The organism is Streptomyces sp. ICC1 (assembly GCF_003287935.1).
Classification (GTDB): Bacteria; Actinomycetota; Actinomycetes; order Streptomycetales; family Streptomycetaceae; genus Streptomyces; species Streptomyces tritrimontium.
The window spans coordinates 6,623,522-6,649,275 of sequence record NZ_CP030287.1 but is presented as its reverse complement, the minus strand read 5'-3'; the positions used below and the strand labels follow the sequence as shown (position 1 = coordinate 6,649,275).

Here is a 25,754-nt window from a genome sequence, read left to right as displayed (position 1 = left end):
GCGCCACCGGCCGTCCGCCCGCGCCCCTCTGACGGGCCCGAAGTACCGTGGGGCGCATGCGTTTCGAGGTGCTGGGGCCAGTGACCGTGCGGACCGATGACGGGACCCCGGTCCCCGTGCGGGAGCCGAAGGTACGGGCCCTGCTCGCCGCCCTCCTCGTACGCGACGGGCGGCCCGTGCCGGTGGACCGGCTGATCGAGGACCTGTGGGGCGATGCGGGCGGCGCCGCCCCGGGCAACCCCGGCAACACCCTGCAGACCAAGGTCTCCCAGCTCCGCCGCACCCTCGCCGCGGCCGAGGAGGGCGCCCGCGCCCTGGTCACGTACGGTCCGGCGGGCTACGCCCTGCACGCGCCCGCCGCCTCCGTGGACGCGGCCCGGTTCACGGAGCTGGCGGCGGCCGCCCGCACGGAGGCGGAGCCGGGCACCAGGGCGGAGCTGCTGGCCGGGGCGCTCGGGCTGTGGCGGGGCGACGCCTACGCCGACTTCCGCGACGCGGAGTTCGCCCGGGCGGCGGCGGCCCGGCTGGAGGAGCAGCGGATCACGGCGTACGAGGACCTGGCCGAGGCCCGCCTCGAACTCGGCGGACACCAGGCGCTGGCCGATGAGCTGGCGGGCCTGGTCGAGCGGTACCCGCTGCGCCAGCGGCTGCGCGGCAGCCGGATGCGCGCCCTGTACCGCGCGGGCCGGCAGAGCGAGGCGCTCGCCGTCTACGGGGAACTGCGCGAGCTGTTCGCCGAGGAACTCGGCATCGACCCGGGGGCGGAGCTCGCCGCGCTCCACGGGGCGATCCTGCGGCAGGACCCCGAACTGTCGGGCCCGGCAGCGGCCGTGACCCCGGCGATGCCTCTGGACCCGACAGCCCAGGCCGGACCGGCAGCCCGGGCGGGACGGGACGCGTGGCGCGGCCCGGACGGCTGGCGCGGCCCGGACGGCCGGCCGCGGGGCGGGAACCTGCCCGCCCCCGTCAGCTCGCTGGTGGGCCGCGAGGACGCCGTCGACCGGGTGTGCGCGGCGCTCGGGGCCGGCCGGCTGGTGACGCTCACCGGGCCCGGCGGCGTCGGCAAGACGCGGCTCGCGCTCGCCGCGGCGGCCCGGCTGGAGGACGCGTACCCCGACGGCGTGTGGTTCGTGGAACTCGCGGGCACGACCGCCCCGTTGACCCCGGACACGGTGGCCGCCGCGATCGGGGTGCGCGAGGACGACGCGGGCGGCGGCGCCCTGGAGGACCGGCTCGCCGAGGCCTTGCGGCGGCGTACGGCGCTGCTCGTCCTCGACAACTGCGAACACCTCGTCCCGGCCGTCGCCGCCCTCGCCGAGCGGCTGCTGCGCCGCGCCCCCGGCCTGCGGATCCTCGCCACCAGCCAGGAGCCGCTCGCACTCTCGGGCGAGGTGCTCCAAGCCGTCGCACCGCTCGAAGAGGCCCAGGCCGTGGCGCTGTTCGCGGCCCGCGCCGCGGCCGCCGCCCCCGGCTTCGCCCTCGGCCCCGCCACCGCCGAGGCCGCCGCCCTCATCTGCCGCCGGCTGGACGGCATCCCGCTCGCGCTGGAGCTGGCCGCCACACGGGTGCGGGTGCTCGGGGTGGAGGCGCTGGCCGAGCGGCTCCACGACCGGTTCCGGCTGCTCAACCAGGTGCGCCGGGACGCCCCGGCCCGGCAGCGCACGCTGCGCGCGGTGATCGACTGGAGCTGGGAGCTGCTGTCCCCGGCGGAATCGACGGTGCTGCGCCGGCTGTCGGTGTTCGCGGGCGGGTTCACGCTGGAGGCGGCCGAGGAGGTGTGCGCGGGCGGGGAGGTGGCCGCCGAGGAGGTCCTCGACCTGGTCACGCGGCTGGTGGACTGCTCGCTGGTGGCCTCGGCGTACGGGGACTCGCGCCTGAGGCTGCTGGAGTCGGTGGCGGCGTACGGGCTGGAGCGGCTGGACGCGGCCGGCGAGACCTGGGCGACCCGGCAGCGGCACGCGGAGTACCACACCGGGCTCGCGGAGCGCGCGGCCGAGCGCCTGCACGGGCCCGAGCAGGGCGAATGGCTGCGGCGGCTCGACCGGGAGGGCCCCAACACCCGGGCCGCACTGGAGCACGCGGGGCCGGGCGCCCTGGGGCTGCGGCTGGTCGAGGCGCAGACCTGGTACTGGTTCCTGCGCGGCCGTGTCAGGGAGGCCGTCGAGGCCACGGGGGCGGCGGGCTCGGCGGTCCGGCACGCCGCCTTCTCGCTGCTCGGCGGGGACGACAGCCTGCTGGACCGGGACTTCTCCGGGGCCGACCTGCGGGGGCGCTGGCTGCTGGCCTACGCGCGGTGCGGCTTCGGGTCCGGTAGCCCGGGCGGCGAACTCACCCTGCTCCCCGGGCAGTTCCACGAGGCCGGCGACCGGTGGGGCGAGGCCGTCGCGCTGCTCACGCTCGCGACGCGGGCGCTCTACGACGGCGACCTCGTGGAGCTGCGCCGCAACGCGGAGGCGGCAGCGGCGATGTTCGCCGAGCTCGGGGACCGGTGGGGGCAGCTGCAGGCTTCCGAGCAGCTGGGCATCCTCGCCGAGGTGACCGGTGACTACGCGGCGGCGGCCCGGCTGCACGAGGACGGCGTACGGGACGCGCAGGAGCTGGAGTTGTGGACGCACGCCTCGTTCCGGCTGGCCCGGCAGGGGCGGATCGCGCTGCTGACCGGCGATCTCGCGGGCGCGGCCGAGTTGCACGGGCGGGCCCTGCGGCTGGCGGTGGAGCAGTGCCACCGGCCGGCGGAGCAGTTCGCGGAGCTCGGGCTGGCGCTGGGCGCGCGGCGGGCCGGCGATCTGGACGGCGCCGAGGCCCGGCTGCGGCCGTGGCTCGCGTGGAACCGGCGGCTCGGGGTGGACTCCGGGGCGGCGCTGGTCCTGGCGGAGCTGGGCTACGCGGCGGAGTTGCGGGCGGACCCGGCCGCGGCGGAGTCCCTGCACCGCGAGGGCCTGGCGGCGGCCCGCCGTACGGGGGACCCACGGGCCCTCGCGCTGGCCCTGGAGGGTCTGGCGGGCATCCTCCCGGCCGACCGGGCGGCGTCCCTCCTGGGCACGGCCGAGGCCCTGCGCGCCTCGGTGGGCACCCCGCTCCCGGCGGCGGAGCGCACCGACTCCGACCGGGCGGCGGCCCGTGCCCGGGTGGCCTTGGGCGCGGAGGCCTTCGCCGCCGCGTTCAGGGCGGGCGGGGAGCTCGCCCCGGCGGAGCAGCTCGCGCTGCTGGACACCGGCTCCTGACCGGCTCCTGACCGGCTCCTGACCGGCTCTTGACCGGCTCTCCTGACCGCCTTCAGGCCGAGGTCTTGATGCCGTCGAGGAAGGGCTCGACGGCCTCGCGCCAGGCGGTCGGCTGGTCGTAGTGGAGGTAGTGGCCGGCGTCCGGGATCTCCGCGTACTGGCCGGCCGGGAGGACCCGGACCATCTCCTGGGCCTCGGCGCGGCCCAGTTCGCCGTCCAGGCCGCGGACGACCAGGGTCGGGCAGCGGACCTGCGCGAGCTCCTCCCAGTGCGCGTCGTGGACCCACGTCTCGCGCGCGGTCAGCATCTGGCTGCGCGAGAACAGCGGGCGCCAGCCGTCATCGGCCTCGTGCATCACTTCGGCGAAGAACGCGCCCCGGCCGGGATCGGGGCGCTCCACGCGCGGATCGTCCTCGCCGAACCAGCGGCGGGCCGCGTCCTGCGTGGGGAAGGGCAGGGGCCAGCGGCGGAACCAGTCCTCCCACTCCTGCTGCGAGGCCTCCCCGAGGGCGGACGCCCGCATGTCGCAGATGACCAGGGCCGCCACGAGGTCGGGGCGCCGGGCCGCGAGCTGCCAGGCGGTGAGGGCGCCCATGGAGTGGCCGATCAGGGTCACGGGGGCGAGGCCGAGCTGCTCGATGACGGCTTCGGCATCGGCCACGAAGGCTTCGCGGCCGTAGGAGGCGGAGCCGCCGGAGCCGACCGGCGGGCGGGCGCTCTGGCCGTGCCCGCGCTGGTCGAGGGCCACGACGCGACGGTTGGCGCAGAGCCAGCGGGCGGTGCCGGCCCAGTGGAACGCGCGGCCCATCAGACCGTGGAGTAAGAGGGCGGCGGGCTCCCTCGACGGCTCCGCGGGCTCCCTCGGCGGCTCCGCGGCCGCTGCCCGGAACTCCCAGGCGGCCAGGCGCACGCCATCGGCCCCTGTCACATCGAAGCGCTGTACCACCGCAGATGCACCCCCTTCGCTCCCGGCCACAGTATCGAACCCCCATTCGAAAACGGGGTTCTCACCGACAACACCGCTCTTTCGAGTGACCTTGCTCAAGGATTGGCCGCCGCTGCCGATGGAGATCCTTTCAACAGGGAGGCGGGCCGCTCGGGGAAGACGGTCCGAAGGGGATGACCTTGAGAGCTCGGGGCTCCAGGTCAGACAGGGGAGGACTGGTCCCGGCGCCGCAAGGCGCCGGGACCATCCACATCCATACCGATCCGCACCGCTCCAGACCGACCGACACCGGCCGGATTCGCTCGCACAGGCGACCCAGTCGAACGCGCGTGCGTCAGCACGCGTTTCGGGCCTTCGGTGCTCCAGTCAGCTCGACTCGGTCGAGCTCGGCTCCTGTCCTCAGCGCTTGGCCACGAACACGTGGGAGGCGACCTCCGCCTCCAGCTCCGCGGCCTCGCCACCGCTGCCGACGAGCACTCCGCCCGGCGACTCGGTCACGCTGACCACCGAGCCGGGCTGCACGCCGGCCCGCCGCAGCGTGTACATCAGCTGCGCGTCCGTCTGGATCGGCTCGCCGATCCGGCGGATGACGACGGTCTTGCCCTCGACGCCCGGGTCGAGCTCCGAGAGGCTGACCATGCCCTCCTCCAGGAACGGATCCGCCTCGGCCTTCTCCCCCAGCTCCTCCAGGCCCGGGATCGGGTTGCCGTACGGAGACTCGGTCGGGTGGCGCAGCAGCTCCAGCACCCGCCGCTCCACGGCCTCGCTCATCACGTGCTCCCAGCGGCAGGCCTCGGCGTGCACGTGCTCCCACTCCAGGCCGATGACGTCGACGAGCAGACACTCGGCGAGCCGGTGCTTGCGCATCACGCGCGTCGCCAGCCGCCGGCCCTCCTCCGTCAGCTCGAGGTGCCGGTCGCTCGCGACGGCCACCAGGCCGTCGCGCTCCATCCGCGCCACCGTCTGGCTCACCGTCGGGCCGCTCTGGTCGAGCCGCTCGGCGATGCGGGCGCGCATGGGGACCACACCTTCCTCTTCCAGCTCGAGGATGGTGCGGAGGTACATCTCCGTGGTATCGATCAGTCCGGACATTCGTGCCCCTCGGATTGCGTGCGCTGGCCCTGCCCCCAATTCTGACGCATCAGGCCGACAACCGTCCCGTGCCGGAGGGCAAGGCCCGTTCCGGACTGTCCGAAACGTGCCCCCGGTCCTGTCTCTTCTACACACCTGACGCTGCCGACGATCTCCCCCGCGTATATCTCTGTGGTCCCATCTCTGTTAAAAAAAAACATATTATCTTTTCACATCATAAGTTACGTATAATCATATTTATTACAATATCTTACTCAAATGGCTTCGGTCGTCGGTCCTGACGGCCGGGGTGCGGCTCCGGAAGGGAGCCGTCCGGAGGCGGCCGCGCCGTGCACCGCCGGACGCGCGCCGCGGCCGGGCCCCTGTGTGTCGGGGCCGGGCGGGCGGCGGGCGCGGGCGGTCGGCGGGCGGAGCCCGGAGGTCAGGCGTGCGTCACGGGCATACGGTGGCGGCCGCGCGGCCGGCACCGTGCGATCCGGGACACCGGGATCACGTCGTAGCGCGCGGGGGGAACGAAGGCGGCGGTGCGGTGACGGCACATGGCCCGGTTCCCCTTTCCCCAACTCGGCGACGGACGCGCCGTGATGTGCTGCGGCGCATGAAGGCGAGTGTAATGAGCCCGGCCTGCCGGGGCACCGGATTATTCGCCCGGCAGGCCTCTCCCGGCCGTCTCGGCGGGACCGGCGGGACCGGCGCCCGTCAGAGGTGGCGCAGGACGGCGGCGGTGAACTCGGTGGTGGAGGCGCGGCCGCCGAGGTCGCGCGTGCGCACGGGGGTGGTGGCGAGCACGCGGGCGATGGCGCCGGTGATGTCGGCCGCGGCCCCGGGGTGGCCGAGGTGGTCGAGCATCATGGCGGCGGACCAGATCGCGCCGATCGGATTGGCGATGCCCTGCCCGGCGATGTCGGGGGCCGAGCCGTGGACCGGCTCGAACATGGAGGGGTGCTCGCCCTCCGGGTTGAGGTTGGCGGACGGTGCGATGCCGATGCCGCCGGCCACCGCAGCCGCGAGGTCGCTGAGGATGTCCCCGAACAGGTTGGAGGCGACGACGACGTCGAAGCGGGCGGGGTCGAGGACGAACTTGGCCGCCAGCGCGTCGATGTGCTCCTGGTTCCACTCGACCGCGGGGTGCGCGGCGGCACGCTCGGCCACCAGCTCGTCCCAGAACGGCATGGTGTGCACGATGCCGTTGGACTTCGTGGCCGAGGTGAGGGGGCCGCCGCGCCGTTCGGCGAGGCGGAAGGCGTAGTCGAGGACCCGGGTCACTCCCGCCCGGGTGAACACGGCTTGCTGCACGGCCATCTCGTCGGGACGCCCGCGGTTCATCCGGCCGCCGATCTCGCTGTACTCGCCCTCGGTGTTCTCCCGTACGACCACGAAGTCCACCTCGCCGGGCACGGCCGCGCGCACGGGGCTGGGCAGGCCGTCGAACACGCGGATCGGGCGGAGGTTGACGTACTGGGCGAAGGCCCGGCGGATCGGGATGAGCAGCCCCCACAGGGACACGTGGTCCGGCACGCCCGGGTGGCCGACCGCGCCGAGCAGGATCGCCTCGTGGCGGCGGAGCCGGTCCAGACCGTCCTCGGGCATCATCGATCCGAGGCGCAGGTACCGCTCGCAGGACCAGTCGAACTCCTCGTAGGCGAAGGTGATGCCGTGGCGGTGCCCGAGGGTGTCGAGGACCTCCCGTGCCGCCGGGAGGACTTCGGTGCCGATGCCGTCACCGGGTATGAGGGCGATGCTGTGGTGCGTCGTGGTCATGGCTCGCATTCCAGCAACCGGGCGCCGTCCGGGTCCAACACGTATCCCCGATGTGCCTCATAGGCTGCTCCTATGGGTCGGGGACGGGGACGGCGATCTCCAGGAAGGCGCGGGCGGCGGGCGTCAGCCGCGCCTTGCGGCTGACCAGGACGTTGTGCTGGAGGGAGGCCGGTTCCAGGTCGAGGACGAGGGCTCCGGCCCGCCTGGACAGGTCGGCCCAGGACTCCGTGACCACCGCGAGTCCGACGCCCCCGAGCACCAGGGGCAGGAAGGCCATGCGGTGTTCGCTCTCCACCGCGATGCGGATGTCGATGCCGCGCTCCGCCAGGTCGTCGACGTAGGCGCGGATCCCGGTCCCCCGCTGCCCGACGATGAGCCGCTGCCCCTGGAGCTGCTCGCGCCGCACCGCCGTTCCGGCCGGGAAGGGGCCGTCCGCCGGGGTGACCAGGACGAGCCTGTCGTCTCCGACGTGGTGCGCGAAGACGTCCCGGCTCGACAGCGGCGCCGGGGTGGTCAGCAGTCCCAGTTCGCAGCCTCCCGTGCGCACCGTCTCGACCACGTCCTCGCGGGTGAGGGCCAGGCGCAGGCTGAGCGAAACCGCCGGATGACGCTCGGTGAAGTGCCGGATCATGGTGCTGAGGGGTTCGACCGTGGGTGAGGCCATCGCGGCGATCTCCAGGCGCCCGGCCCGCAGCTCGCTGACGGCGCCGACGCTGGCCCTGGCCAGTTCCAGGGCGTGCAGGGCCTCCCGTGCCCGTGGCACCAGTGCACCGCCGGCCTCGGTCAGGACCACCCTCCTGCCCAGCCGGTGGAACAGGGTGTCGCCGAGGTCGCGCTCCAGGGCCTGGATGGCCTGGGACAGGGAAGGTTGCGACACGTAGAGTGCCGCGGCCGCGCGGTTGAAGCCGCCCTGGTCCACGATGGCGAGGAAGTACGTCAGCTGCCGGAAGTCCACGGTTCAGCCTACGGGGTGCCGTCCATCGCCTGCTCCGTCCAGATGGTCTTGCCGTCGGGGGTGAACCGGCTGCCCCAGCGGTCGGTGAGCTGGGCGACGAGGACCAGGCCCCGCCCGCCCTCGTCCGTCTCCCGTGCGCGGCGCAGGCGCGGCTGGGTGCCGCTGGGGTCGGACACCTCGCAGACGAGCACCCGGTCGCGGATCAGCCGGAGCCCGACCGGGCCGCCCGCGTAGCGGATGGCGTTGGTGACGAGTTCGCTGGCGACGAGCTCCGTCACGAAGCCCAGTTCGTCCAGTTGCCAGTCGGACAGCTGGCCCACCACCAGTTCGCGGGCGTGCGCCACGCGGGACAGGTCGGCTTCGATCTGCCACTCGGCGACCTGGTCGGACGAGAGCGCGCGGGTGCGGGCGAGGAGCAGCGCGACGTCGTCGGTGGGCTCCGGGTCCAGCACCTTGTCGCAGATGACCTGGCTGATCTCGCCCAGGGGCCGGCCGGGGCCGGCGCCGGCGAGCGAGCTCCGGAGTCTTTCGAGCCCCTCCTCGATGTCAGCGCCGCGGCGCTCCACGAGGCCGTCCGTGAAGAACGCCAGCAGGCTGCCGGGTCGCACCTCGAACTCCGTCACCTCGAAGGGCATGCCGCCGACGCCCAGCGGTGGTCCCGGCACCATCTCCAGGAAGAACGGCTCCTCCCCCGGTGGCAGCAGGGCCGGCGGCGGATGCCCCGCGGTGGCGGCGGCGCACCGCCTGGTCACCGGGTCGTAGACGGCGTAAAGGCACGTCGCTCCGAGCACCGCGGGCTCCGCGCGGGACTCGCCGGCCATCTGCTCGTTGGAGAAGCCGAGCACCAGGTCGTCCAGGTGCGTGAGCAGCTCCCCAGGATCCAGATCGAGGTCGGCCAGGGTCTGCACGGCGGTCCGCAGCCGTGCCATGGCCGCGGTGGCCTCGAGTCCGTGCCCGACGACGTCGCCGACGACGAACGCGACGCGCAGGGACGGCAGCGGGATCACGTCGAACCAGTCCCCGCCGACCCCGGCGCCGCCGCCCGCCGGCTGGTAGATCCCCGCGGTGTCGGCGGCCGCCGTGTTCAGGACGGAGTGCGGCAGCAGGCTTCGCTGCAGGGCCACCACCGACCGGTGCTCCTTCGTGTAGCGGCGCGCGTTGTCCACGCCGAGGGCGGCCCTCGAGGCGACGTCGTGCAGGACGGCGGCGTCCTCCTCGTCGAACGCGGCGGGCAGCTGGCTGCGCCAGACCGTGACGCAGCCGAGGATCAGGCCCCGTGCGTAGAGCGGCACCGCCACGGAGGAGTGGGCCCCGCTCGGGACGAACTGGCGCAGGGTCTCGGGGTCCACCCCGAGCGTCGCGCGCAGGACGGCGACGTCGGGCACCAGGACCGGCCGTCCCTCCATGAGGGGGCGCATGACCTCGGCGTCCGGGACGGGCGGGAGCGCCTCTCCGACGGGCAGGAGGTCCTCCGCGGAGATCCCCGGGCTCTGCGCGGTCGCGGTCCGGCGCAGGCGGACTTCCCCGCTGGTGTCGTGGTGCGGCGGCTCGTCGCCCACCAGCACCGGCTCGGCGAGGTCCACGGTCGCCAGGTCGGCGAAGTCGGGGACGAGGAGGTTCACGAGGATCTGGGCCATGTCCGTCACGTCCAGGGAGGCCCCGATGCTCGCGGCGGCCGCGTGGGACAGCGCGGTCCGGCGGCCCTCCGCGTCGGACGCGGCGGCCTCCACCGCCGCCGCCGCCGCGTCGGACGCCGCCGGGGTGCGCGTCGGTTCGACCAGGACGAGCCACCGCGCCCCGGCGTCGCGATCGCGTCGGGTGTGGGCCGTGAGCCGGACGAGCGTGCAGTCCAGGGGGATGCTCTGACCTGCGTGTTCACCACCGGTGATGGTCGTGCGGGTCGTGCGGGTCGTGCCCGCCGTACGCGTCGTGCCCGTCGTACGGCGCCCGGCCGGTCCCGGCTCGGTTCCGGCGCGCGACAGGAGCTCCAGCAAGGGGGCGCACAGCTGCCCCGGGGAGCACTCCAGCAGGGTCGCGGCCGACTCCGAGCGGGCGATCACCACGCCTTCGGCGTTCAGTACGACCGCCGCCGTCTCGCCGGCGGGCACCGAGGCCGGCTTCGGGCCGCGCTCCTCCGGTTCACGCATGTCGCCTCCACGCACCGTGACCTTCAGTATCGTCCCGGAGGGGAGACCCGGCGACCCGCACCGCGCGTGCGGGACGGACGGCCGGCGACCCGAAAACCAATCAAGGAGCGGAAACCCCTGTCTGAGTCCGGCTCCGGATGGCAGGCTCTACTCCTCGAAGCGTTGTCCTGGGGGGGATCACACGTGATGGAGCCGGGTACGGGCATGGGCCTGCGGGGCCGCAGCGGCATCCTGTCGCTGGTCGACTCGTGCCTGAAGGAGAGCCCGGCGGCCGAAAGGCCCCTGACCATGCTCCTCGGCCCGGCCGGCAGCGGAGCCAGCGAGGCGCACAGCGCGCTCATGGAACGCTTCGGGCCCGACTACCCCTTCGCCTTCGTCAACTTCGGCGGGGCCCAGTCCCTGCTGCCGCGCTACGCCCTCGGACTCCTGGCCCGCCAGCTCGAACGCAAGCTGCCCCGGTACGGCCGCTCCCACTTCCCACTGCTCAGCCTCGGCCTGCTCGCCTCCGACCAGGAGCTGCGCATGCGCAGCCTCGCCGAGGGCCGGCGCGCGGTGCAGCAGCAGCTCGACCGGTTCCAGGAGGAGAACGAGGCCCGGCACGGCGACTACCTGGCCGCCTTCTTCGAAGTGGGCATGGGCGCGGTCGGCATGCCCGAAGGCGCCTCCAGCGCCGCCCTCGCCCTCTTCCAGGACGCCCTGCGGCGCGGCCGGCGCACCATGCCCGGGCTGCTCGGCGGCAGACTGGGCAACCGGCTCACGGCCGGGGCCCAGTGGTACGGGCGCCACCCCATGACCCGAAGCGCGGACCCCATGGAAGCCCTCGTGGAGCTCAACCTCTGGCGCCACGAGGGGGACGAGAACGAGCAGGAGCGGCTCGACCTCGTCCTCTTCTCGGCCTTCCTCGAAGACCTCCGGCGCAACACCGCCCGCAATTTCATGCCCCGCTCCTACCTGCTGCTCCTGGACAACTCCCACACCGAGTACGGCCGCCGCTTCCTCGACCTGCTGCTGCGCTCCCGGCACGACCAGACGGTCGTGGCCGGGCACGCCAGCGACCCGCTGACCGTCGTCGCCAGCTCCAACCGCTGGCTGCCCCGCTGGGGTCCGGCCACCGGGGACTCCTGGCCCTGGCAGCTGCGCGGCCCCGACCGTGCCTCCCTGGCCGACTGGAGAACCCACCGGCCGCCCCGCGACAGCGAGGACAGCTGGTGGTACCCGTTGCGCCTGCGCGACCTCAACCTGGACGAGGTGCGGATCCGGATAGAGCTCCAGCTCGGCGGGAACAGCGACCTGGCCCCGCTGACCCGGCTCACCCCCTTCGTGCACCGGCTCACCGGAGGGCTGCCGCGCGCCGTCCACCAAGTCCTCGACGTGCTGCGCCAGGCCGGGCCGCCCCCGGACTCGGGCCCCCAGCAGGACCGCTGGCTGCGCACCCTGCCCGACCGGCCGCTGCGCACCGGGGAGCACTCGGCCACCCTCGCCGACACCGCCCTCGGCCATCTCCTGCGCGATTTCGACCCCACCCGGCGCGCGGCCCTCGCCGAGTGCGCCGCCGCCCGGGACTTCTCCGTCGCCACCCGGCTGCTCAGCCCCGACGACTCCCTGTTCGGCGACGTCCGCGCGCGCTGGCTGCTGACCGGGCCCGTCGCCGTCGTCCCCGTACTCCATCCCTGGCTGCGCCGGCTGCTCCTGTGGCGGCTGGCCGCCCGCCCGGACGGGTGGGACGCCGCGCACGAGCTCCTCGCGGAGTACTACCGCGACGAGGGCAAGCCGGTGCAGGAGATGTACCACCAGCTCGCCCTCGGCAGGACGGAGGAGGTCACCGCCCACCTGACCCGGCGCTTCGCCGCCGTACCGGCCGGGCAGTGGATCTCGGAGTTCGACACGATCACCGCCGCTCCCAACCGCCTCCCCGCCGACGGCGGACCCCTCGAGCTCCTCGGCCGGCTCGTCCCGCGCCGGCCCGGGCGCGTCGTGGACACCGAGTCCGTGATCCACACCCTGGTGACCACTCGCTGGGTGTGGAGCGATCCGCTCGCCGACCCCGCCATGCGGCTGGGCGACATCATCGCCGACGGCTACACCCAGCTGTCCCAACTGCGGAGGAACGACATCGTGGCCCTGTTCAACGAGTCGGAGCGGTACCGTCACTGGCGCGATCCGCAGACCGCCGGCTGGGAGGCCTGAGCACATGCCCAGACTCGAATGGCCCCTGCACGTCGTACGCCGCGTCGCGCTCGCCACGGCCGCGGTCGTCGCCCTGGCCGCGGCGCTCTGGGTGGGCGTCGGCTGGTTGCAGGAACGCCAGGCGAGGTGCGCCGACGGGGTCGTCGAGCAGGGCCCGGCCGACGAGTGCGTCGGGGTGAGCGACGGCTCGTACGTCTTCGCACCGCACCTCGACTCCGTCAGCGGGAAGATCGAGGCGGAGAACCGCCGGGTGCTCGCCAACGCGGACAAGGAACCGTACGTCAGCGTCGCCTACTTCACCTCGTTCACCACCACCGCCGAGGACAGCAACTCCGCCGAGGGCGTCCGCCACGAACTCCAGGGCGCCTACCTCGCCCAGTACCGGCACAACCAGGGCGACCTCGCCGCGACCCCCAAGATCCGCCTGCTGATCGCCAACCCGGGCAGCGAGTCCACGCAGTGGAAGCACACCGTCGACGAGCTGATCGCCCGCAAGGACTCCCCGGACCGGCTCGTCGCGGTGACCGGCCTCGGTCCCAGCACCGACGAGAACCTCGCGGCCATAAAGCGCCTCTCCGAGAACGGGATCGCGATGGTCGGCGCCACCCTGACCGCCACGGACATCCAGAACATCAACGGCTTCGTGCGCATCGCCCCCACCAACGAGGACGAGGCGTACGCGGGCGCCGGCTACCTCAAACGGCGCGGCGTCTCCACCGCCGTCGTCATCCAGGACGTGGCGCAGGGGGACCTGTACGCCTCCACCCTCGGCACCGCCTTCACCAAGGCGTTCCAGGACGGCGACAAGCACCGGCTCGTCGCCGAGCGGATGACCTACGACTCCTCCGTCAGCAGTGCCTGGCAGAACGAACTGCGCTACATGCCGGGCCAGTTGTGCCAGCAGCGCCCCCAGCTCGTCTACTTCGCGGGCCGCGGCCTGCACCTCACCCGCTTCCTCGACGCACTCGCCAACCGCAGCTGCACCGACCAGCGGTTCACCGTGTTCACCGGGGACGACACGACCAACCTGAGCGCCGAGCAGCTCGCCCGCGCCGCCGGGACGGGCATCGAGGTGCTCTACACCGGCCTCTCCCACCCGGACATGTACCGCTCGGCACCGCAGGCGGTGTCCGCGCCCTCCGCGAAGAACTTCCAGCCGGGCGGGCTGCTGGACCAGTGGTTCCCGCACGATCCCCGGGAGGACGGCGGGGCCCTGATGGGCCACGACGCGGTCCTCGCCGCGGCGCACGGCATCCAGATGGCCGCGCGCTGGCAGGGCCAGGTCGTCGGCGACGCGGTGGCCCGGATGTTCCACCAGATGGACGGCACCCAGCAGGTGGCCGGGGCCAGCGGGTTCATCTCCTTCCAGAACAACGGCAATCCGCGCAACAAGGCCGTCCCGATCCTGCGCCTCAACGCCAAGGGCCAGGTGGAGTTCGTCGAGGTGTCCGCGGCGGAGGGCAAACCTCCACAGGAGCAGTGACGCGGCCGTCCGCACCACGTACGATGCGTCTGCCCGGTCGTACGGGCGACAACTGAATCGCCGTGTGACCTGGGGGAAGTCGGTGGGAATCCGGCGCTGACCTGCAACCGTGTGGGGCGCATCCGCGCTCCGAGTCGGAGAGCCCAGCACGCGGTCCGTACCGCTTCCCACTGCCATGGTCTGCAGCGCGGAGCCTTGAGCCGCCGGCCCACCGGCGGCCGCTGCCCGCCACTTCCGGGCACCGGCGCCGGTGGCAGTTGCCGTGGCGGACGGGCGCGCGCTGTGAACCGGCCCAGCCCGAAAGGCACTTCATGCGCCCGAACCTCGCCCGCCGCACCCTCGTCACCTCGGCCGTCCTGGGGCTCGCGCTCGCCACGGCGCCCGCGGTCGCCCAGGCCGGGCCGGTCCCGAACACGAACGCCCCGGTCAAGGTCAACGTCACGGTCCAGGGTCCGAACGGACTGCTGTTCAAGGGCAAGATCAAGACCAAGGGCCACGACGTGACCACGGTCACCGGCGGCACCCACACGTGCGACGGCACCAACGGCTCGGCCAACCCGAGCGCCGTGCCCACGCCGACCGCCGCCCTGGACGACGCCGCCAAGAAGAAGCACTTCACCTGGGACGGCACCTGGTACGCCTCGTTCGACGACTTCTCCGTCGACACGATAAAGAACGTCAACGGCGGCGGCTCCGCCTACTGGAGCATCTCCGTCAACGGCACCCCGACGCCCGTCGGCGGCTGCCAGTTCAAGCTGAAGGCCGGCGACAAGGTCGCCTTCACCTGGACCGCCTTCTAACCGCGGGTCTTCAGGCCGCAGTCGGGGTTGACCCAGAGCCGTTCGGCCGGGATCGCCTCAAGTCCCTCGCGCAGCAGGGGCCGCGGCCTCGGAGGTCGAGGGGACGCGCGGCGCGTGGATGTCCCACACGCCGGGTCCGGCCTCGCGCGGGTAGCCGTGCGCGGCGAGCGCTCGGGCGACCTGCACGTGCGAGCGGGCCGCCTCCAGGTCGTTGACCTCGTCGCGTACGAAGGACCAGGCGAGCATGGTGACCGGGCCGGTCAGCATGCCCTTGACCGGCTTGGCCGTCTGGGCCTGCGCGTACGCCGTCCAGCGCGCGTCATCGGATCGGGGCGGGAGATGTCCCCGGCCAGGACCGGCGGGCGCACGTAACGGGTGCCGTAGGACTGGACCCAGCCGTGCTGGGTGGCGAGGTAGCCCGTCAGCTCCTCGGCGAAGTACTGGACCATGTCGTTGCGTTCGGGCTCGCCGTGCACGAGCACCTCGATGCCGGTCTCCTCCTGGAAGGCGAGGACCTCGCGGATCTCGTCCTCGATGCGCTCCTCGTACCCGGCGGTGTCGATGAGGCCGGCCCGCAGGTCGGCGCGGGCCGCGCGCAGTTCGTCGGTCTGCGGGAGCGAGCCGATGGTCGTGGTGGGCAGCAGCGGGAGCCCGAGGTGGGTGCGCTGGGCGGCCGCTCGGTCGGCGTAGGGCCGGGCGCGGCGGCCGTCGGCCCCGGTGATCGCCGCGGCGCGGGCCCGGACGGCCGGGTCGTGGGTGATCGGGGAGTGCGCCCGGCAGGCCAGGTCGGCGCGGTTGGCGGCCAGTTCGGCCGCGATGGCGTCGGCGCCCTGGGCGATCGCGCGGGCCGGCGTGGTGACCTCGGCCGTCTTCTGGCGGGCGAAGGCGAGCCGGCGCCGGATCTGCGGATCGATGTCGCGCTCGGCATCGGCGTCCAGCGGGACGTGCAGCAGGGAGCAGGACGCGGCCACGTCGACCCGGTCCACCCGGTGGGGGCCGAAGACGCGAAGGGTGCCGGCCGTCGCTTCCCAGACCCGTCCGGGCCCGGTGCGTATGACGGCGGTCGTTCCCAGACACGGCGGGGGTGCGGCGACACCACTCGCCACGCCCCCGCCGGGTCCGCTCGTCTCCGGCGCACCCTCGGCGCGGAGACCTGCCGGGGCCCCTCAGCCCCGGCCGTACGTGTGGAACCCGCGGCCGCTCTTGCGGCCCAGCAACCCCGCCTGCACCATCCGCCGGAGCAGCGGGGGCGGGGCGTAGAGCGGTTCCTTGAACTCCTCGTACAGCGACTCGGCGATCGCCGCGACCGTGTCCAGTCCGATCAGGTCGGCGAGCTTGAGCGGCCCCATCGGGTGGGCGCAGCCCAGCTCCATGCCGGCGTCCACGTCGGCTGCGCTCGCGAACCCGGATTCGGCCATGCGAACGGCCGAGAGGAGGTAGGGGATCAGCAGGGCGTTGACGACGAAGCCCGCCCGGTCCTGGGACCGGACCGTGGTCTTGCCCAGCGTCTCGCGGGCGAAGGCCTCGACCGCGGCCAGGGTGTCCGCCGACGTGTGGAGGGAGGGGACGACCTCGACCAGCGGCAGCACGGGGACGGGGTTGAAGAAGTGCAGGCCCACCACCCGGTCCGCGCGTCCGGTGGCCGTGCCCAGCCGCATGACCGGGATGGCGGACGTGTTGGTGGCCAAAATGGCTTCGGGGTCCTCGACGGTCTTGTCGAGGCGGGTGAAGACCTCCGTCCTGGCCTCGGGGTTCTCGGTGACGGCTTCGATGACGAGCTGCCGGTCGGCGAGGTCCCCCAGGTCTCCGGTGAAGACGAGCCGGGCCAGGGCGTCCTCGGCGGAGATCCGGTCGAGCTTGCCCCGCTGGACGGCTCGCTCCAGGGAGTCGGCCACGCGTCGGCCGGCGGCGCGGGCGGCGGTCGCGTCGGCTTCCGCGACGACGGTGTCGAGTCCGGCGCGGGCGCACACCTCGGCGATGCCCGCGCCCATCTGGCCGCCGCCGACGACTCCGACGCGCCGGATGCCGGCGGGCGCCGCGGGGGCGCTCACGCGCTCACCCGCACGCCGGTGCGGCGGACGAGGTGGCGGGTGTAGGCCTCGGGCGTGAAGAAGGCGGGGAGGTGGACCGAGAGCGCGGTGTCCACGAAGACCTCCCGTGCTTCGAGGGCGAGCGCCCGCGGGTCCTCGGCCTCCAGGGCCGCGCATTCGGTGTCGAGGAGGTCGATGACGGTCCCGCGCTCCACCCGGTCGTGGCGGAGCCACTGCCAGATCTGGACCCGGGCGATCTCGGCGGTGGCGGCGTCCTCCATCAGCCCGTTCAGGGCCACGGCGCCGCTGCCGCGCAGCCAGGCGTCGAAGTAGCGCAGGGCCACGGCGACGTTCGAGCGGATGCCCTCGGAGGTCGGCGGGGCGGCGGTCCGGCGGACGGACAGCAGCTCGGCGGCCGTGACCTCGACGTCTTCGCGGGTGCGCTCCCGCTGGTCCGGGCGGTCCCCGAGGACTCCGTCGAAGGTCTCGCGGCAGGCGGGGACGAGCCCGGGATGGGCGACCCAGGAGCCGTCGAAGCCGTCCTCGGCCTCGCGCTCCTTGTCGAGGCGGACCTTGGCCAGGGCGGCGGCGTTGGCCCCCGCGTCCCGGCTCGGGACGTGGGCCGCCATGCCGCCGATGGCGTGGGCGCCCCGCTTGTGGCAGGTGCGGACGAGGAGTTCGGTGTACGCCCGCATGAACGGGGCGGTCATGGTGACCTTGGCCCGGTCGGGAAGCTGGAAGTCGGTGCGGTGGCCGAAGGTCTTGATCAGGCTGAAGAGGTAGTCCCAGCGGCCCGCGTTCAGTCCGGCGCTGTGTTCGCGCAGCTCGTGGAGGATCTCCTCCATCTCGAACGCGGCGGTGATCGTCTCGATGAGGACGGTCGCGCGGACCGTGCCCCGCGGGATGTCCAGCAGGTCCTGGGCGAAGAGGAAGATGTCGTTCCACAGCCGGGCCTCGTACCGGTTCTCCAGTTTGGGGAGGTAGAAGTACGGGCCGTGCCCGGCGTCGATCTGGCGCCGGGCGCAGTGGAAGAAGTACAGGCCGAAGTCCACGAGCGAGGCGGACACGGGCCGGCCGTCGATCTCCAGGTGCTCCTCGGTCAGGTGCCAGCCGCGCGGGCGGACCATGATGGTCGCGAGGTCCGCGCCGAGCCGGTACTCCTTGCCCTCGGGGGTGGTGAAGTCGATGCGGCGTTCGATGGCGTCGAGCAGGTTGAGCTGGCCGCCGATGACGTTCTCCCAGGTCGGGGCGGTGGCGTCCTCGAAGTCGGCCATCCAGACCTTCGCCCCCGAGTTCAGGGCGTTGACCGCCATCCGGCGCTCCGGCGGGCCGGTGATCTCGACCCGCCGGTCGGCCAGTCCCGGTGCGGGCGGGGCCACCCGCCAGTCGGGGTCGGCGCGGACGGCGGCGGTGGTGCGGGGGAAGTCCAGGGGCGATCCGGAGACCAGGTGGGCGGAGCGGCGGCGGCGCTCCTTGAGGATCTCCCGGCGGCGGTCCGCGAAGGCGGCGTCGAGCCGTCCGATGAACTCCAGGGCCTCGGGGCTCAGGATCTCCTCGTGGCGCTCACCCGGCGCGCCGAGGACCTTGACGCTGCTGGTCAGTGGCTTGAGTGACATGCGGTTCTGCTCCTCGGCGTGGGCGTCGGGCGTGGGGCGTCGGGCGTGGGGCTCCTCGCCACGCCCCGCCACGGAAAGGCCTCCCCGCTGTGAACCTCCCCGGGAACGGGATCCGCACCCGCCTGCGCACCGCCGCCCTCCTCGCCCTGCTGCCCGTGTCGGCGCTGACGGCCTGCGGCTCCTCCGGCGGAGCCCCGGCGGTGGCGGGGGCCCAGGTCTCGCCCGCCCCGGCCGACGACCCCGTCGCCGGCGTGCGGGCGGTGGACTCGATCGCCGCCCTGCTCCCGCCGGAGGTCCGCAAGGCGGGCACCCTGCGGGTCGGCGGCTCCGTCGGGGCCCCGCCCTCGGCCTACTACCCGAACGGGCAGGACAAGCCGCCCGCCGGCCAGGACATCGACGTGGCCGACGCGGCGGCCAAGGTCCTCGGCCTGCGGCTGGAGCGGCAGGACGCCTCCTTCGAGACGATCCTCCCCGCCCTCGGCAGCGGCAAGTACGACTTCGGCACGGGCAACTTCGGCGTCACCACCGAACGCCTGAAGACCATCGACTTCGTCACCTACGTCAACGACGGCCAGGGCTTCGCCGTCAAGACCGGCAACACCGCGCTCACCACGCAGGTCTCCGACCTCACCCAGCTGTGCGGGCTGACCATCGGCACCGGGGCGGGCACGACGTTCGAGAAGACCCTCACCGCGCAGAAGGGCGTGTGCGCCACGGCGGGCAAGAAGCCGTACGAGGTCAAGGTCTTCTCCGAGACCGGGGCCGTCACCACCGCCCTGCAGCAGGGCCGCATCGACGTCGTCATGTCGACGATCAACGGCCTGCGCTACCAGGCGGCGCAGCCCGCCGCGCAGACCACCTTCCTCGGCGAGTACCACCGGCTGGACGTCGGCTTCGCCTTCAAGAAGGGCTCGGCGCTGACCCCGGCCTTCCAGGCAGCCGTCAACGAGCTCATCAAGAACGGTACTTACGCCCGGATCCTGCAGAAGTGGGGAACCACCGCGTCCGCGATCGACACCTCGCGGATCAACCCGGCCGAGCACACGTGAGCGACTTCATGGTCGACGTCCGCGCGGTCCACAAGAGCTTCGGGCCGCTGGAGGTGCTGCGCGGCGTCGACCTGCGGGTGCGCGCCGGTGAAGTCACCGTGATCCTCGGCCCGTCGGGCTCGGGGAAGTCCACGCTCCTGCGCACCATCAACCACTTGGAGAAGGTCGACCGCGGCTGGATCAGTGTCGACGGCGAGCTCATCGGCTACCGCGGCGCCCGGGGCAAGCTCTACGAGCTCAAGGAGAAGGAGGTCCTGAGGCAGCGCACGCACATCGGCTTCGTCTTCCAGAACTTCAACCTCTTTCCGCACCTCACCGTGCTGGACAACGTGGTCGAGGCCCCGGTCTCCGCGCTGCGCCGGCCGAAGGGGGAGGCGCGGGAAGCGGCCCTGCGGCTGCTGGAGCGCGTGGGCCTGGCCGACAAGGCCGGCGCTTACCCGCGGCAGCTGTCCGGCGGGCAGCAGCAGCGCGTGGCCATCGCCCGCGCGCTCGCGCTGGAGCCCAAGGTGCTGCTCTTCGACGAGCCGACCTCGGCGCTCGATCCGGAACTGGTCGGCGAGGTCCTGGACGTCATCAAGGACCTGGCCCGCGCCGGAACCACCATGATCGTGGTGACCCACGAGATCGGCTTCGCCCGGGAGGTCGCCGACACCGTCGTGTTCATGGACGAAGGGGTCGTCGTGGAACAGGGTCCGCCCGAAGCCGTCCTGGACGCCCCGCGGCACACCCGCACCCGCGCCTTCCTCGCCAAGGCCCTGTGACGGACCCCGGCCCGAGGGCCGGGCAGGGCGCCCTGAACAGCCCCGGCCGGAACATCCGGCCGGGGCTGTCGGCGTACCGGGTGCGGTCCTGCTACCAGAGGACGGGGAGCCGCTCGGGCAGGCGCTTCATGAAGCGGGTGCGCCAGACGAGCTGGTCGACCGGCACCGCCAGCTGGAGGTTGGGCATCTTCTCCAGGAGGACCTCGATGGCGATCTCGGTGTGCCGCTTCCCGAGGGCGGTGGCGGGGCAGTAGTGCTGGCCGCCGCCGAAGGAGAGGTGCGTGGCGGCGTTTTCCCGGTCGATGTCGAAGGCGTGGGGATCCGGGAACACGGCCGGGTCGGTGTTGGCGGCCTCGACCAGGACGAGGAGGAGCTCGCCCTTCTTGACCTCGACGTCGCCCAGGGTGAGGTCCTCGAGCGCGAGCCGGGGCAGACCGTCCGCGATGGAGAGGTTGACCCGCAGGAGTTCGTCCACGGCGGCGGGGATCCGCTCCGGGGACTCGCGCAGCTCCTGCCACACGTCCGGGTTCTGGAGGAGCGAGACGATCGCCATCGTCAGGAACCCCATGGTGGAGATGACCCCGGCGCCGAACAGTGTGACGCCGACCGTGGCCAGCATCTCGTCGGTGAGGTGGTCGTACTGGGAGTCCTTGCGCAGGGCGGCGAGCTCGGCGATGAGGCCCGTGGTGGAGGGGTCGTCGAGGCGCTCCACCATGTAGGCGATGTCCCGGTCCCAGTTGAGCTTGGCGCCGGTGACGGGGCAGGCCGAGTTCATGAACGCGATGTCGAGGCTGGCGGCCAGGCGCGGCGCATCGGCCTCGGGGATGCCGAGGATGCGGCAGTGCAGGTTCTCGGCGTACGGATTGGTGAACTGGCCGCGCAGATCGACGGGCGCACCGTGCACGAGGAGGCTGTCGATCAGCTCGGAGGCGTGGGCGCGCATCCAGTCGGTGAGCCCGTCGGTCTTCGGGTTGATCGCCTTCAGGACGGCCTTGCGCAGCCCGGCGCCCGTGATGTTGCCCATGTTGTTGACGACCTCGGGCGGGATCGTCAGCGCGTACTGGCGGGGTACGCCGGGCGCCGACGTGTCCTTCAGGCTGAACCTGGGGTCTTCGAGGACCTGCTTCGCCAACGGATAGGACGAGACGAGCCAGGCTTCGTCCCCGGCTATCGTGCGGACCCGCTTGACCGGCTCGTCGCGGAGCTCCTCGATCTCGTGGGGGAGCTGGTCGCCGCGTGCGGAGAACGGGAAGTCCAGAAGGGTGTCAGCGGGCATCGGGGTCTCCTTCGGCGGGGGTGATCACGGCGTGGCCCTGGTTGCGCGAGGCGCGCAGACCATAGCCGCGTGAGTAGAGCAGTTCCGCCATCGGCAGGAGCTGGTGGTAGCAGTTGAGGGAGGACGGCACGCCGAGGATGGCGGGCGTGTCGAGGAAGAGCGGCGCTTCCGCGCAGACGTACTTCAGGCAGACTTCGCGCTGCCGGGTGGTGGCCGCCTTTCCGTCCAGGACTTTGGAGGAGAGGAAGCTGTCGACCAGGGAGTCGCAAGTGGTGCGGAACTCCGGGTCGTTGTCCAGCAGGTTGGTCAGGTGGCTGTGCAGGGCCCGGTACGCGGGGATGTCGGTGAGGGCCGACATCGGACGGGCGCGCAGCCGGACGCCGGTGGGGTCGGTCTCGGCGGCGGCGTTGTTGACCTTGGCGCGGACGCCGCGCAGGTTCTTGACCGCCTTGCGGCGGGCCTCGTCCGGGTCGTAGCCCAGGGCCTCGTACATGTCGGCCACGTGGAGGTCGGTGTAGATGATGTCGACCTGCTGGAAGTTGCGCATTCCCCATTGGGCGAGGTCGAGGACGCGCTGGGCCGAGAAGTAGCTGTTTCCTGGTGAGATGCCTATGACGGCGTGATCGCCCTCATGGTGGATCACCTGGCAATGCGGGGTGTACGGCCGGACTGTGAAGACTTCGGTCGCTGTCGTCAACAGGTGTCGGGTCCTTTGTGCCGCTAGTCCCATGGGGCCTTGTGCCCAAGGTGTGGCGGCGACGTCACGGACCGTACCCGAACGGTGGGCGGCATTCCATGGCTTCTGGTCGGTAACTCACCTGTCGGACAGCACAGTTGACTAGGGCATCGATATATCGGTACCAGACCGGCGGGTCGCGGGGGGTCCGACACAATCGGAATGATCGCTTCCCCCCAGGCCTCGAACGGTGGGCCGGTACAGTCGATTTGGGCCGCGCACGGCCCCCGACGGGAGCCCCCTCACCGAGGAACCACGCATGGACCAGGCCCACGCACCCTTCCGACTCCTCCCCGGCGCGGCCGCGTCGCCGGTGATCCTGCACGTCCCGCACTCCTCGCGCTTCGTACCGGAGCCCGTCCGCCGCGGCATCCTGCTGGACGACCGTGCGCTCGAGCGGGAGCTGGACCACATCACCGACTCCCACACCGCGGACATCGCGGCGGCCGCCGCGGCGGGATCCGCCGTCACGCCGTGGCAGTTCGTCAACGATTCGGCGGCACGGGGCTCGATAGCCCCTTCGCCGGCACGTACGTACCGCTGGAGCACTACGGCAAGGACGACCGGGTCGGCGCGCTGATGATCGAGATCCGCCGGGACACATACATGACCGAACCGGGCGGCCCCGCCGGCCCCGGCCTTCCCGCGCTGACGGCGGCGCTGACGGAGCTCGTGGACGGCCTCTTCCCGTAGCGCTGCCGCTGGGCCCGTCGGCTCGGGTGGGCGGGGCGGCCGGCAGCCCGGGGCCCCCTCGGCCACCCGGCCGGGCCGGCGCCCGGTGCCGTCAGTACGCCATCCCCATGGCGGCCCGGACCTCGGCGAGGGTGGCCTCCGCGACGGCGCCCGCCCGCTCGTTGCCGGCGCGCAGCACGTCGCGTACGTGGTCGGGGTCGGCCGCGAGCTCCGCGCGGCGCGCCCGCAGCGGTGCGAAGCGGTCGTTGACCGCTTCGGTGACCGTCTTCTTCAGCTGCGCCGCGCCGCCGTCGCCGATCTCCTCCGCGACCGCCCGAGGGTCCCGCTCCTGGCACAGGGCGGCGAGCAGGACGAGGCCGGAAACCTCGGGGCGGGTGGCCGGGTCGTAGGTGATGCGCCGGGACGCGTCCGTCTTGGCGCTCCTGACCAGGGCGGCGGTCTCGTCGGCGGTGGCCGACAAACCGATGGCGTTCCCGCGCGACTTGCTCATCTTGGTGCCGTCGGTGCCGAGCAGCAGCGGAGCGGCGGACAGCAGGGCGTCGGGCTCCGGGAAGACCGGACCGTCCTGGCCGTAGCGGTCGTTGAAGCGGCGGGCGATGGTGCGGGTGACTTCCAGGTGGGGGAGCTGGTCCTGCCCGACGGGGACCAGATCGGCCTTGCAGAACAGGATGTCGGCGGCCTGGTGCACCGGGTAGGTGAACATCAGCCCGCTGACCGATGCCTGCCGGGAGTGGGCGATCTCGTCCTTGACGGTCGGATTGCGGCGCAGTTCCGCCACGGAGACCAGGGAGAGGAAGGGCAGCAGCAGCTGGTTGAGGGCGGGCAGCGAGCTGTGGGTGAAGATCGTGGACCGCTCCGGGTCGATCCCGGCCGCCAGGTAGTCGAGCACGAGGTCCTCGACGTGCCGGGCGAGGTGTTCGGCGACGTCCCGGTCGGTGAGGACCTGGTAGTCGGCCACGATCACGAAGGTGTCCACGCCCAGGTCCTGGAGTCTGACCCGGCCCTGCAGGGTGCCGAAGTAGTGCCCCAGGTGCAGCCGTCCCGTCGGCCGGTCGCCGGTCAGCACCCGGAACCGGCCCGGATCGGCGGCGATCAGCCCTTCCAGCTCGGTGCTGCGCCGCCGTGCGACCGACAGGTCCGGGGCCGGGGTCGTGGACGTACTCATCGGCGGATTCCTCCTGCGTGCGCGGTGCCGTGGACGTGGGTGGCTCGGGGCGGCACCCAGACCGGCCGCCTATACCAGAGGCAGACCAGATGGTTCCAGGTATACGCCCCAAGGCGGTGCAATTCCACCTCGCGGGTGTGAAAAAGGGCGGATGGCGCGAGAGTGTGGACCAAGGGCCCGCCAGGGACGGTCGAGGGTCAGTCGGCCGAGGGTCGGCCGGCCGAGGGTCACCCCAGGGTCAGTCGTACCTCGTGGCGGTCGCCCCGGTAGGTCTCCCGGGTGTCGGCGCAGGGAGCGCCCTCGGCGTCGAGCGACAGGCGGCGCGTGTTCAGGACGGCCGAGGGGCCGCTCAGGTCCAGCAGGCGCTCCTGCTCGGCGTCGGCGAGGGCGGCGCGGGCCGTGTACCGGGCGCCCACGGGGACGTGCCCGGCGGCGGCCAGGACGCCGAAGAGGGAGGCGGTGGTGAAGTCCGCCCCCGCGACGGCCGGTGCGACGGCGAGCGGTACGAGGTCGTGCGTCACGCACACCGGCAGGCCGTCCAGGAAGCGCAGCCTGCGCAGCTCGAACAGCTCGGCCCCGGTGGTGATCCGGAGCCGCTCGGCCTCCTCGGAGGCGGCCGGCCGGGTACGGGCGCCCAGTACGCGCGCGGTGACCGCGCGGCCCAGGCTCCGGTTCACCCCGCCGAAGCCGGCCAGGGCCGCGGTGTCCGCGGAGTGGCTGAAACCGACCCGCCGCACCCGCCAGCCGCGCCGCTCGGAGGACTCGACCAGTCCGTCCTCCTCCAGGGCCTTGAGGGTGCGGCGCAGGGTGGAGCGGCTGATCCCGAGCTGCTCGCACAGGTGCCGCTCGGAGGGCAGCCGCTGGTCCGGCGCGAGGGCGCCGGCCGCGATGGCGTGCGCCAGGGCCTGCTGGGCCAGGACGTACGGCGGCTGGCCGCCACCGGACGACACGTGGGTGAACACGGGCTCCACGGGCATGGCGGGCTCCCACTCTGCCGGGACGGGCGGCGGTCCGGAGGGCGACGAAGGTGTGGGCGAGCCTAGACCGTCCGTCTCGCGGGAGCGGCGTGCCGTGCGGCGGCTCGCCGCCGGACCGGGGCCGTCACCAGGACGAGGGCGGCCGCTGAGCCGTACGCGGTGCTGCTCAGGGCCGCCTGGTAGCCGACCGTCGGGCCGAGGACGTACACCGCGGCGCCCGCGAGCGCGATGCCGAGCCACTCCCAGCGTCCGTCCAGGGCGACGAGCGCGATCAGGAGCAGCGCGTACCAGGGGTAGCCGGGGGTGAGGAGGGCGAAGGCCCAGCCGGTGACCAGCAGGGCGCCGCTCCACGGCCGCCGCGGATCCCCGCGCCACATCACGTACAGGGACACGGCCGCGAGGACGGCGACCAGCGCGGGGAAGGCCCAGGAGTCGGGCAGGACCAGGCGCAGCAGGGAGTAGCGGGATCCGGCCGAGGGGTCGTCGTAGCCCGGCCGGGGTCCATGGAGGCGTCGCAGTCGCAGAAGCACACCAGTTCGGCGCGCGCGGCCAGCAGCCCGGCGTGGCAGGCGGCGCCGAAGCCGCGCCGGGTCTCGTGCACGACGGTGGCGCCGAGGGCGCGGGCGATGGCCGCCGAGCCGTCGGTGGAGCCGTTGTCGACGACGACGGCCCGCCACCCGGCGGGCACCCGCGCCAGCACCCAGGGAAGGGCTTCCGCCTCGTCGAGACAGGGCAGTACGAGGTCCGCGAGGGGCGGACGGCAAGCAGAAGGAGTCACCCTCCACACCGTAGGAACCGGAAGGCGGCGAAGGGCACCGCAAGACCTTACGAAACGCGGACACCGCGCCCCACGGCA

General features: G+C 73.1%; 18 protein-coding genes, 3 pseudogenes and 1 riboswitch. Of the genes and pseudogenes, 7 read left to right on the top strand and 14 right to left on the bottom strand.

Translation table 11 applies throughout. The features are described 5' to 3' along the window. Window positions 1-56 precede the first annotated feature (56 nt). Window positions 57-3,224, top strand: a complete 3,168-nt coding sequence (locus tag DRB96_RS46050) for a BTAD domain-containing putative transcriptional regulator (RefSeq protein WP_112451468.1) — start codon at window positions 57-59, stop codon at window positions 3,222-3,224. Window positions 3,225-3,276: 52 nt separating this feature from the next. On the opposite strand, the gene DRB96_RS31155 is transcribed toward DRB96_RS46050, so the two are convergent. The 5 genes from DRB96_RS31155 to DRB96_RS31135 form a co-directional block, all read right to left on the bottom strand. Beyond that, the gene (locus tag DRB96_RS31155) at window positions 3,277-4,170 is read right to left on the bottom strand and encodes an alpha/beta hydrolase (RefSeq protein WP_112451467.1); all 894 of its coding nucleotides are present in this window, start codon (window positions 4,168-4,170) and stop codon (window positions 3,277-3,279) included. Window positions 4,171-4,569: 399 nt separating this feature from the next. Further along, window positions 4,570-5,262: a metal-dependent transcriptional regulator gene (locus tag DRB96_RS31150; protein ID WP_112451466.1), complete on the bottom strand. Its 693-nt coding sequence runs from the start codon at window positions 5,260-5,262 to the stop codon at window positions 4,570-4,572. A 699-nt stretch (window positions 5,263-5,961) separates the two neighbouring features. Further along, entirely contained in the window at window positions 5,962-7,023 is a 1,062-nt protein-coding gene (locus DRB96_RS31145) for a tartrate dehydrogenase (RefSeq protein ID WP_112451465.1), read from the bottom strand. Between the two features lie 70 nt (window positions 7,024-7,093). After that, window positions 7,094-7,978, bottom strand: a complete 885-nt coding sequence (locus DRB96_RS31140; RefSeq protein ID WP_112451464.1) for a LysR family transcriptional regulator — start codon at window positions 7,976-7,978, stop codon at window positions 7,094-7,096. A gap of 8 nt (window positions 7,979-7,986) precedes the next feature. After that, entirely contained in the window at window positions 7,987-10,125 is a 2,139-nt protein-coding gene (locus tag DRB96_RS31135) for a SpoIIE family protein phosphatase (RefSeq protein WP_112451463.1), read from the bottom strand. Between the two features lie 186 nt (window positions 10,126-10,311). Here DRB96_RS31135 and DRB96_RS31130 point away from each other — a divergent pair, with 186 nt between their 5' ends. From DRB96_RS31130 to DRB96_RS31120, 3 genes are all read left to right on the top strand, one after another. Next, the gene (locus DRB96_RS31130; RefSeq protein ID WP_112451462.1) at window positions 10,312-12,312 is read left to right on the top strand and encodes a hypothetical protein; all 2,001 of its coding nucleotides are present in this window, start codon (window positions 10,312-10,314) and stop codon (window positions 12,310-12,312) included. Window positions 12,313-12,316: 4 nt separating this feature from the next. Next, a complete protein-coding gene (locus DRB96_RS31125) occupies window positions 12,317-13,795 on the top strand; it encodes a branched-chain amino acid ABC transporter substrate-binding protein (protein WP_112451461.1) in 1,479 nt (492 codons plus the stop codon). 27 nt (window positions 13,796-13,822) lie between these two features. Further along, a riboswitch (cobalamin riboswitch) is annotated at window positions 13,823-13,961 on the top strand. Between the two features lie 145 nt (window positions 13,962-14,106). Then, entirely contained in the window at window positions 14,107-14,595 is a 489-nt protein-coding gene (locus DRB96_RS31120; protein WP_112451460.1) for a DUF4430 domain-containing protein, read from the top strand. Here the strand turns inward: DRB96_RS31120 and DRB96_RS45175 are convergent. The 3 genes and pseudogenes from DRB96_RS45175 to aceB all read right to left on the bottom strand — a co-directional run. Then, window positions 14,595-15,578, bottom strand: a pseudogene (locus tag DRB96_RS45175) (5-methyltetrahydropteroyltriglutamate--homocysteine S-methyltransferase); the annotation flags it as partial. The gene DRB96_RS31120 and the pseudogene DRB96_RS45175 overlap by 1 nt on opposite strands. 183 nt (window positions 15,579-15,761) lie before the next feature. Then, complete coding sequence (locus tag DRB96_RS31110; RefSeq protein ID WP_112451459.1) at window positions 15,762-16,646, bottom strand: 3-hydroxybutyryl-CoA dehydrogenase; 885 nt, start codon at window positions 16,644-16,646, stop codon at window positions 15,762-15,764. Then, a complete protein-coding gene (gene aceB, locus DRB96_RS31105) occupies window positions 16,643-18,241 on the bottom strand; it encodes a malate synthase A (protein ID WP_112451458.1) in 1,599 nt (532 codons plus the stop codon). Before aceB ends, DRB96_RS31110 begins: the two co-directional genes overlap by 4 nt. Before the next feature lie 89 nt (window positions 18,242-18,330). Between aceB and DRB96_RS31100 the strand changes: the two genes are divergently transcribed. Beyond that, window positions 18,331-19,290, top strand: a complete 960-nt coding sequence (locus DRB96_RS31100) for an ABC transporter substrate-binding protein (protein ID WP_112451457.1) — start codon at window positions 18,331-18,333, stop codon at window positions 19,288-19,290. An 8-nt stretch (window positions 19,291-19,298) separates the two neighbouring features. Further along, the gene (locus DRB96_RS31095; protein ID WP_162689006.1) at window positions 19,299-20,051 is read left to right on the top strand and encodes an amino acid ABC transporter ATP-binding protein; all 753 of its coding nucleotides are present in this window, start codon (window positions 19,299-19,301) and stop codon (window positions 20,049-20,051) included. 91 nt (window positions 20,052-20,142) lie between these two features. Here the strand turns inward: DRB96_RS31095 and DRB96_RS31090 are convergent, their stop codons facing one another. Further along, window positions 20,143-21,327, bottom strand: a complete 1,185-nt coding sequence (locus DRB96_RS31090) for a cytochrome P450 (RefSeq protein WP_112451455.1) — start codon at window positions 21,325-21,327, stop codon at window positions 20,143-20,145. After that, complete coding sequence (locus DRB96_RS31085) at window positions 21,317-22,057, bottom strand: tRNA-dependent cyclodipeptide synthase (protein ID WP_112451454.1); 741 nt, start codon at window positions 22,055-22,057, stop codon at window positions 21,317-21,319. The genes DRB96_RS31090 and DRB96_RS31085 overlap by 11 nt, the downstream gene beginning before the upstream one ends. Before the next feature lie 265 nt (window positions 22,058-22,322). On the opposite strand from DRB96_RS31085, the pseudogene DRB96_RS31080 reads away from it, so the two are divergent. Next, window positions 22,323-22,756: pseudogene (locus DRB96_RS31080) on the top strand (hypothetical protein). Window positions 22,757-22,847: 91 nt separating this feature from the next. Here the strand turns inward: DRB96_RS31080 and trpS are convergent. The 4 genes and pseudogenes from trpS to DRB96_RS31060 all read right to left on the bottom strand — a co-directional run. Next, entirely contained in the window at window positions 22,848-23,921 is a 1,074-nt protein-coding gene (gene trpS, locus DRB96_RS31075) for a tryptophan--tRNA ligase (RefSeq protein ID WP_112451453.1), read from the bottom strand. Between the two features lie 227 nt (window positions 23,922-24,148). Further along, window positions 24,149-24,898, bottom strand: a complete 750-nt coding sequence (locus DRB96_RS31070; RefSeq protein WP_112451452.1) for a GntR family transcriptional regulator — start codon at window positions 24,896-24,898, stop codon at window positions 24,149-24,151. A 62-nt stretch (window positions 24,899-24,960) separates the two neighbouring features. Next, window positions 24,961-25,290 carry a hypothetical protein gene (locus DRB96_RS43935; protein WP_204357853.1) on the bottom strand — a complete coding sequence of 110 codons (330 nt, stop codon included), beginning with the start codon at window positions 25,288-25,290 and terminating at the stop codon, window positions 24,961-24,963. Window positions 25,291-25,391: 101 nt separating this feature from the next. Further along, a pseudogene (locus DRB96_RS31060) lies at window positions 25,392-25,676 on the bottom strand (glycosyltransferase family 2 protein); the annotation flags it as partial. Between the last annotated feature and the right edge of the window lie 78 nt (window positions 25,677-25,754).

Excerpts from the sequence above, each read along its gene's own strand:
- DRB96_RS46050 (WP_112451468.1), top strand. The coding sequence starts at position 57 with ATGCGTTTCGAGGTGCTGGGGCCAGTGACCGTGCGGACCGATGACGGG.
- DRB96_RS31150 (WP_112451466.1), bottom strand. The coding sequence starts at position 5,262 with ATGTCCGGACTGATCGATACCACGGAGATGTACCTCCGCACCATCCTC.
- DRB96_RS31145 (WP_112451465.1), bottom strand. The coding sequence starts at position 7,023 with ATGACCACGACGCACCACAGCATCGCCCTCATACCCGGTGACGGCATC.
- DRB96_RS31135 (WP_112451463.1), bottom strand. The coding sequence starts at position 10,125 with ATGCGTGAACCGGAGGAGCGCGGCCCGAAGCCGGCCTCGGTGCCCGCC.
- DRB96_RS31130 (WP_112451462.1), top strand. The coding sequence starts at position 10,312 with ATGGAGCCGGGTACGGGCATGGGCCTGCGGGGCCGCAGCGGCATCCTG.
- DRB96_RS31125 (WP_112451461.1), top strand. The coding sequence starts at position 12,317 with ATGCCCAGACTCGAATGGCCCCTGCACGTCGTACGCCGCGTCGCGCTC.
- DRB96_RS31120 (WP_112451460.1), top strand. The coding sequence starts at position 14,107 with ATGCGCCCGAACCTCGCCCGCCGCACCCTCGTCACCTCGGCCGTCCTG.
- aceB (WP_112451458.1), bottom strand. The coding sequence starts at position 18,241 with ATGTCACTCAAGCCACTGACCAGCAGCGTCAAGGTCCTCGGCGCGCCG.
- DRB96_RS31095 (WP_162689006.1), top strand. The coding sequence starts at position 19,299 with ATGGTCGACGTCCGCGCGGTCCACAAGAGCTTCGGGCCGCTGGAGGTG.
- DRB96_RS31090 (WP_112451455.1), bottom strand. The coding sequence starts at position 21,327 with ATGCCCGCTGACACCCTTCTGGACTTCCCGTTCTCCGCACGCGGCGAC.
- DRB96_RS31085 (WP_112451454.1), bottom strand. The coding sequence starts at position 22,057 with ATGGGACTAGCGGCACAAAGGACCCGACACCTGTTGACGACAGCGACC.
- trpS (WP_112451453.1), bottom strand. The coding sequence starts at position 23,921 with ATGAGTACGTCCACGACCCCGGCCCCGGACCTGTCGGTCGCACGGCGG.
- DRB96_RS31070 (WP_112451452.1), bottom strand. The coding sequence starts at position 24,898 with ATGCCCGTGGAGCCCGTGTTCACCCACGTGTCGTCCGGTGGCGGCCAG.